Source organism: Arenimonas sp., from assembly GCF_044348765.1.
Lineage (GTDB): Bacteria > Pseudomonadota > Gammaproteobacteria > Xanthomonadales > Xanthomonadaceae > Arenimonas.
Genome location: NZ_JBIKSE010000087.1, coordinates 1 through 6878 on the forward strand (window position 1 = coordinate 1; position 6878 = coordinate 6878).

Annotated in this window: 10 protein-coding genes; all 10 read right to left on the reverse strand. The window is 60.3% G+C overall.

The annotated features are described in order from the left end of the window. Positions 1-332: hypothetical protein (locus tag ACIQ0Q_RS08695; protein WP_395772544.1), on the reverse strand; the 332-nt coding region annotated here is incomplete at its 3' end. Beyond that, entirely contained in the window at positions 329-3109 is a 2781-nt protein-coding gene (locus tag ACIQ0Q_RS08700; RefSeq protein ID WP_395772545.1) for a phage tail tape measure protein, read from the reverse strand. The genes ACIQ0Q_RS08695 and ACIQ0Q_RS08700, both read right to left, overlap by 4 nt. A gap of 154 nt (positions 3110-3263) precedes the next feature. After that, positions 3264-3647, reverse strand: a complete 384-nt coding sequence (locus tag ACIQ0Q_RS08705) for a hypothetical protein (RefSeq protein WP_395772546.1) — start codon at positions 3645-3647, stop codon at positions 3264-3266. Between the two features lie 25 nt (positions 3648-3672). Further along, a complete protein-coding gene (locus tag ACIQ0Q_RS08710) occupies positions 3673-4089 on the reverse strand; it encodes a phage tail tube protein (RefSeq protein ID WP_395772547.1) in 417 nt (138 codons plus the stop codon). An 18-nt stretch (positions 4090-4107) separates the two neighbouring features. Then, entirely contained in the window at positions 4108-4842 is a 735-nt protein-coding gene (locus ACIQ0Q_RS08715) for a phage tail tube protein (protein ID WP_395772548.1), read from the reverse strand. Next, positions 4842-5036 carry a hypothetical protein gene (locus tag ACIQ0Q_RS08720; RefSeq protein WP_395772549.1) on the reverse strand — a complete coding sequence of 65 codons (195 nt, stop codon included), beginning with the start codon at positions 5034-5036 and terminating at the stop codon, positions 4842-4844. The genes ACIQ0Q_RS08715 and ACIQ0Q_RS08720 overlap by 1 nt, the downstream gene beginning before the upstream one ends. Positions 5037-5408: 372 nt before the next feature. Next, positions 5409-5654, reverse strand: coding sequence for a hypothetical protein (locus ACIQ0Q_RS08725; RefSeq protein ID WP_395772550.1), 246 nt, complete (start codon positions 5652-5654; stop codon positions 5409-5411). Further along, positions 5644-6048: a minor capsid protein gene (locus ACIQ0Q_RS08730; protein WP_395772551.1), complete on the reverse strand. Its 405-nt coding sequence runs from the start codon at positions 6046-6048 to the stop codon at positions 5644-5646. Before ACIQ0Q_RS08730 ends, ACIQ0Q_RS08725 begins: the two co-directional genes overlap by 11 nt. Then, positions 6045-6452, reverse strand: a complete 408-nt coding sequence (locus ACIQ0Q_RS08735) for a hypothetical protein (RefSeq protein ID WP_395772552.1) — start codon at positions 6450-6452, stop codon at positions 6045-6047. Before ACIQ0Q_RS08735 ends, ACIQ0Q_RS08730 begins: the two co-directional genes overlap by 4 nt. A gap of 38 nt (positions 6453-6490) precedes the next feature. Next, a partial coding sequence (locus ACIQ0Q_RS08740) for a hypothetical protein (protein WP_395772553.1) occupies positions 6491-6878 on the reverse strand: 388 nt, incomplete at its 5' end.

The following is a 6878-nucleotide window of genomic DNA, read 5'->3' on the forward strand; positions in this document are numbered from 1 at the left end:
AGGTCCCCGGTCGTATCTAACCATGACGGGCCTAGAAGATTCGTGACGTTATTGTTCGCAATGCCCGGTAGCACTAACTCCGCGGGACCGAAGTCAGGATCGAAACGCCTGTCCCGGTTATCGAGTTCGACCATCGCCGACCCCGTCGAGAAAGTGTCTAGTTCGTTCGATCGTCCACGCTGAATCGACACTCCTCGGACCCTGTCGGTGACATCAGTCCATACGATGTCGGCGGCGAGAGCGTTGTACGGGACAGTGTTCACGCCGGCGGTGGAAGTTGCGAAACTGAGTTCGACCTTCAGTTGAACCCCGCTGTAGAGCGTGACGGTCACGAGCGCCACCCGGCGCCGGAGCGTTTCTCGAACGCTGAGATTGCCTCGACGATTGTTCGACCAACGGACGCCGAGTCGGCGGTCGCCGATACGTTCACGTTGATCTCGTACACGTTGCCGCCCGACATCATCGAACCGCCCCCGGCGGACAGACCGGCGAGAGCGTTGTTCGGGATGATTTTCCCGGCGCTCGACGGCATAAAGACTTCAGGCCCTTTTTCGCCGACGATGATCGGCGCGTTCGCTCCGACCGGCCCACCTTTAGCGAACTGAGGAAGATTGAAGATCGCTCCGAGAGGAATGAAACCGTTTTCGTCGCGCTGAGACATGAGCCATTCGGTTTTCCATCTGACCTGTTTATCGTCGAGCGACATTTCCATCATCACGTAAGTGCCGTTGACGAGCATCGCCGTGTACCCGGCCTCTTTGATCTTCTGCTGAAGATGAGCGGCGGCCTCCGACGACGGATCGAGTCCCTTCTTTTTCATTTCCTCGAACGCTGCGATCGCTGTCAGCGAAACGCCCTGTTGATCTTTCATCCCGGCCTGAGCGAAATCGACCTGAGCGGCGAGACGTTTGAACGCATCCGATCCCGGGTCGATGCCGAGACGAATCAGTTCCTCAAGACGAGCGCGTACCTGCTCTTGTGTGACGGTCCCGTTTTTCATTCCGACCTCTAGGTCGTTGAGAGTGTCCGAGTACGCTCCGGTTGCGGCCACGAGGTCGTAGTACGCCGCTTCTTTTTCGGCCTGCGATTTCGTCCCGTCCGCCTGAACTTTGTCGTACTCGACCTGCGCTTCTTTCATCTTTTTCAGGGCGTCCAAGTTGGCGAACATCGGATCGAGCGCTGCCTTCTGCGCGTCGTGCTTCGCCTTGATCGAGTCGGCGGCGGCCTTGTTCGCCTGAGATAGTTGGTATGCCGCCGTTGCTGCGTCTTTGTCGAGTCCCGTCGCCATGCCCTGAGCGACGCCGATCGCCTGAAGTTGCTTTTGCTTCTTATCGTAAGCGTCGGCCTCGTCGTACAGTTGATCGACCAGTTCGTTCGTGAGAAGTCCAGCGTCCGAAAGTTGAGCGATGAGTTCGTTACGAGCACCGCCTTCGGCCCGGATTTCCTGCGCGAGTTTCGACGTCGCCGCCGCCGCTTTTTCAGCGCTGCCGTGATAGTTGCCGGTTGCGTACTCGGCGAGTGTCAGCGCTTTCGTTTGGGTTACCCACGCTCCGGACTGATCCTCGACGAAGGCTCGAACCTTGTCGACACCGATCCCGGCCTCGTTCATCTTGTCGAGGAGACCCTTGTTCGCAAGATTGTTTTCGACGAGTTTCTGCGTGTTGTCTGTCCACTTCCCGGTCTGCTCGTCGAGCGAGTCGGCGAACTCTTTCGCTCGTTGTTTCGACTCCTGCTGTCCCTTGTTCCAAATGGTGAACACGACGAAAGCGGCGGCGAGAGCGATCATCACGGGACCGAGTGCCGCCTGAATGAACACGCCGGCGGCCAGTGCTGCGGCCTGAGACATTCCCATCGCTGCGAGGAACTGAGCGGCGAACAGACCCGCTGCGGATCCCATCGCTCCGACCGCTCCGATGACCGACGTAGACATCAGCATTACGAGAGCCTTGACAGCGATGAAACCTTTCACTGCTAGAACGAGGCCGGCGATCGCCGGAACGACGAGCATGATCGGCTTCGGCAGAGCAAGAAACGCCTGAACCATGTCCCCGATGAAATCGACTGCGACGGTCAGGACCGGCATCATCTTTTTCAGCGCGTCGTTCATGCCCTGAAACACTGCGGTAGCGAGAGGCTCGAACGCCAGTTGTAACCGGTGCGACATGATCGAGAGTTTCCCGCCGAACGTCGACACGTCCCCGGATGCTTTCGAGATCGTGTCGGTCCCGTTGACGATCGTCGCCATGTACTCCTCGAAAGAAAGTTTTCCTTCCATGATGGCGGCCGCTAATCGAGGACCGCCTCTCGCACCGAAAACTTCGAGTGCGATGCCGGTCGCCTCGGTCGGATCCTTAGCGTTCTTGATCGCGTCGAACGTCGATTGGAACATCGTCTTCGCGTCGATGCCCTGCTTCCCGGCGGTGGCGAGTGCTTTCGTCATCGCCGGAAGGATGTCGCGCACCTCGATACCGGACTTCGCGAGTGTCCCCATGAGAGCGGCCGTCGACTCGAAATCGAATCCCATCTGACGAAGAACAATACCGCCTTTCGACATCTGATCGGCGAGAGACGACACCTCGACACCGGAGGTTTGAGAGGCACGATACAGGAGGTCGAGAGAATCTTTCTGATCGGCGGCGGCGACACCGAAGTTCTTGAACACGGTCGTGACCGATTCGACATTTCCCTTCAGGTCGGTGCCGGTCATGCGCGACAGTTTGAGAATCTGAAGTGAGACTTCTTCGAGAGGTTTCCCGGTGAGTCCGAGTTTCACGTTCAGGTCGGCGATGACCGATCCGACGTCTTTCATCGAAGCGGGAGTGTTGGCGAACACGTTCTTGAAGGACTGCTCCAGTCCTTTCAGTGTTTCGCCGGTCGCTCCCGTGGAGACTCGGATCTCCTTGTACGCGTCGTGAAATGAACCTCCGAGTTTGAACAGGAGAACGCCGGCAGTGGCGACGGCGGCGGCGGTGCCGACGGCGACCGCCTGAGTTACCCCGCCCATCGCTCCGGCGAACTTCGTGGTCGCGACCTCTCCGCCTTTCAGTCCGGCGATGAACTGTGAAGTGTCGGCGCGTAGTTTGGCGACGATGTCGAACGATGCGGCCATCCGTGCTACCTCCTAGCGCGCCGCTGAGCGGCCTCGTGTTCCTCCGCCCGAAGTTTCCATAGGGCGGCCCATTCGGTCAGTTCGGCGGATGAAATCGGACGGTGTCCCGGAGACCCATCGAGGAGTTCCGAGACGGTCCGTCCGAGTTTCTCCGCTAGTTCGTAGGTGAATCGTCGCTCGTGATCGAGGGCGAGTCTTTTCCCGCGACGTCGACAGCGTTTCCAGTCATGCCGGAGACGCGCATCGCTGCCGTAGCGAGGAGTTCGAGAGGACCGGCGGACTTCGACAGCAGAGCGTCGACGTCGTCGGCGGTGAAGATCCGTTCGCCGGACTCCGGGTCGAACGAACAGAGGATCACCATCTCCGGATACATCCGTTCCATGTCGATTACGCCGTCGTTGTCGGCGGCGCTTTTCAGGAGACGGGTTCGACTCCGACCATCCATCGAACGGATCTCGACGGTGACTCCCCAAGCGGGAACCTCCACAAGTTCGGTTTCGATGTCGTCGGCGTTTAGGATCTGCTCACGAATGGACACTAGGTCACTCCTTGTTTCAGGTTTTTTAGAAGGTGCCGCGAGTTACGGGACCAGTGATCTGAAAGTCGCATCCAAAGGAAACGACATCTCCGACCGGTGACGAGAGATCGTACTTCGTCATGATGGCTTCGCCGGTGAACTTGACGTAACCGACGGTCGTACCGGCGGGGCCGTACTCGAATGAGACGGTCGCTTCTTGTCCGAGGATGCCGGCGAGGTGAGCGTCGACTGTCGCGTCGAACTTACCTGAGACGGTGATCGTCGAGTCGTTCAGACCGACGACGTATGTCTTCGCTCCACCAGTGACACCGAAGGTCGTGGTTTCTGCGGTCTCGATTGAGCGCGGGAGACTGACCTCGTGGATGTATGTCGAAATGTCGGTCAGCGTGCCGCCCGAGTTGTCGACCTTGAATGATGCGTTTTTACCGTGACGAAATGGCATAGTGTTCCCTCCTCGGGATTAGCGCCGACCGAAAGCGGCGGCGATGGTTGCGGAGCCGGTCGAGCCGGCGACGGTGTACGACACTCGAAGGTATCGGTTCACCGTTGTTCCCGAGGCGACGGACAGTCGCTCGGAGGTCTTGGTCGTCGAGGAGACGACCGAGAAAGTAGCGAGATCGGCGAACGTCGTGTTGTCGGCCGAGTGCTGAACCTTGACCGTGATGTTCCCGTTACGCGTGTTGGCGGTGACGTGAAGCGTCGCGATGCCGCCGTTCGAGGATGAGGCGATCCCGTCGACGGATGTCCCGGTCGACGTCGACGAGATCACGTCGGACGCTGCGAGAACGAAACCGTGGACCGACTCGCCGTCGGACTGAAGGTCGAGGGACGTCGAGACGACATCGGCGACCGGGGAGGAGAGGTCGTACTTCGTCTCGATCGACTGTCCGAGGAGACAACGTCGACCGACGACGAGTCCGCCGTCCTGAGCGATCGTGAACACGACGTCGGTGTCGGATCCGAGAGCGGCCGAGATGACATCGTCGGCGGCGCCGGTGTCATCGTCGAACAGACCGGAGATCGAAACGGTCGAGTCACTGAGGCCGGTTACATAGGTCTTGGCGTCTCCTGAGACTCCGAACGTGGTCGTCTCGGCGGTCTCGACGGATGACGAAACGGACGTCTCTCGGAAATACGCGGACAGGTCCGACGATCCGATCAGAACTCGGGTGTTCTTACCGTGGCGGAATGGCATTAGTTAGCGACCTCCTCGGTCGGTTCGGCGGCGTCGGAGTCTTTGCCGACAAGTTCGACGTACCCCTGCTCTCGTAGCCACTTGATCGAGTCACGAGGGAGATCCTCGACGACGTCTCCGACCTCGGCGCGCTTCGCCTTGTAATCGAGTCCGGCGTCGCCGGTTGGGCCTCCGGTGATGCGGTAGCGGGCCATCGAATGCCTCCGTAGGGCGCGAGTGATCCCGTACCGCTTAGGGGTCACGAGGACACACGAGGCCGGCGGTCGGGGTCACGGTGGACACGAACAACGCTCGAACCGTATCACTCGACCGGCGCTCCCGCTATGGCGGGGGGCGATCCCGGCGGAGGGCTGAGACTCCGCCGGGATCATCGTCGGGCGCCATCCGAGGGGAAGCGGGGCGTCGCCGACGAAACCGTTACGCCGCGTTGGGCGCCTTACATCGTGGACACTTTATACGCCACGGACGGGACAGCGTCTCGGCGAGGAGTCGACCACATCGCCAGCACCGAACACCCTCGTCGATCTCGGCGCCTCGACCGTACGGGTCGCGAGGAGTGTCCTCGATCATGAGAACTGTTCGCCGCAATCGGGGCAGAGAAATACGGGACCTTGATCGCCGAGAGTCGAGACCTCGACGGCGTCAGAGTGAGAGCACGGTCGAGGACTCTCGTCCTCGTCGAGTTCGTCGTCGGTCATCGGAGCGCCGGCGTCGATCAGTCGACCGAGCAAGATCCGACACGAGTCGAGCGCGCGCGTCGCCGCATCGAACGACAGCGCGACCGCTCGGAGGAGGTCCGGGTCAGTCGTCATACGTCACCGTGTAGGTCATCGCGACGCGTGGTCGATCGTTGTCGTCGAGTCCGAGAGGCGACGGGGTGCCGACCTGCTCGACGCGTAGGATCAGGATCCCCGAGATCGTCGAGTTCGACAGTGCTTCGAGAGCGGCGGTCACGTTGGCGATCTTGGTTCGGGCCGCTTGGTAATCCTCTCGTGCGGCACGAGCGACGACCTGAACGTTCGCCACGATCAGAGCGGCGCCGGACGTGCTGCCCTGAGTGTAGAGCGGATAGCCGGCGCCAGTCTCGTAGATCGTGACGACAGCATCCGGAGACGCCGGAGATCGCGAGAGGAAGATCGTCGATCCGAGCGTCCCGATGCCGGCGCTCTGTAACGCCGATCCGATCACGTCGAGAACTTCGCTCATTTCGGAACCTCAGTGTTTTCGTCGGCGGACTGACCCTCGGCGGCGGCCGCATCTCCGGAGTCTTTCCCTTCGGCGGCGCGATCGAGGGCGTCGGCGAGTCGTTTCTCCATGCCGGGACGCGCCTCCATCAGCGGGATTTCAAGGAACTTGTAGGTCTTTCCTTTAGCGTGCTGCGCGTCCGGGTCCTCGTGGACATAGAGAGCGTACGGGGCGGCCGGTCCGCCGTAACCGATCAGGACTTCGTTGTTCGTTGGTCCCTCGACGACTCCGGAGCCTTTCAAGAATCCCTTATCGACGGGAACGAGACGTTGCGATTTCCGGAAGATCGCCTGAGCCTCCCGATACAGAGCCTTGTTCAGTTCTTTCGGGACGTCTGTTCGCATCTTTTTCAGACGGGCGAGCATGACCTCCGTTCCGAAAACTGAAAAGTTCGTCGCCATCGTCAGGCCCCGTAATGGATACAGGTATGATGAGATCCGCGCTCGTCGGTGAAACGGTCGACAGTGAGCACACGAGGAACCGATCCGTCCGGGAGTGTGATCTTCGAGGCGGGTGTCACGGTCGGACTCGACGCGATGTAGACCTTCCCGGTGGCGACGATTTCCTGTCCGTTCTGATCGGTGACCTTGTGCGCCCCGGTCTGAACTCGACACTTCGTGACAGTCGTCGGAGATGCGTAGGAGTGTTTCGCATACGAGTCGATGGTCGAGACGTTGGCGATCGTGATCGACTCGACCATCAGGTCGGAGAGGAGAGTTTCGATCGCCATCGTTACAGCGTGAACTTGTCGAGGAGTCCGATCGTGAACTCGGCGCCGAGCGCGCCGGCGT

What these genes read in the sequence shown, in the direction of transcription:
- ACIQ0Q_RS08700 (WP_395772545.1), bottom strand. Translation starts at nt 3,109, where the DNA reads ATGGCCGCATCGTTCGACATCGTCGCCAAACTACGCGCCGACACTTCA.
- ACIQ0Q_RS08710 (WP_395772547.1), bottom strand. Translation starts at nt 4,089, where the DNA reads ATGCCATTTCGTCACGGTAAAAACGCATCATTCAAGGTCGACAACTCG.
- ACIQ0Q_RS08715 (WP_395772548.1), bottom strand. Translation starts at nt 4,842, where the DNA reads ATGCCATTCCGCCACGGTAAGAACACCCGAGTTCTGATCGGATCGTCG.
- ACIQ0Q_RS08720 (WP_395772549.1), bottom strand. Translation starts at nt 5,036, where the DNA reads ATGGCCCGCTACCGCATCACCGGAGGCCCAACCGGCGACGCCGGACTC.
- ACIQ0Q_RS08725 (WP_395772550.1), bottom strand. Translation starts at nt 5,654, where the DNA reads ATGACGACTGACCCGGACCTCCTCCGAGCGGTCGCGCTGTCGTTCGAT.
- ACIQ0Q_RS08730 (WP_395772551.1), bottom strand. Translation starts at nt 6,048, where the DNA reads ATGAGCGAAGTTCTCGACGTGATCGGATCGGCGTTACAGAGCGCCGGC.
- ACIQ0Q_RS08735 (WP_395772552.1), bottom strand. Translation starts at nt 6,452, where the DNA reads ATGCTCGCCCGTCTGAAAAAGATGCGAACAGACGTCCCGAAAGAACTG.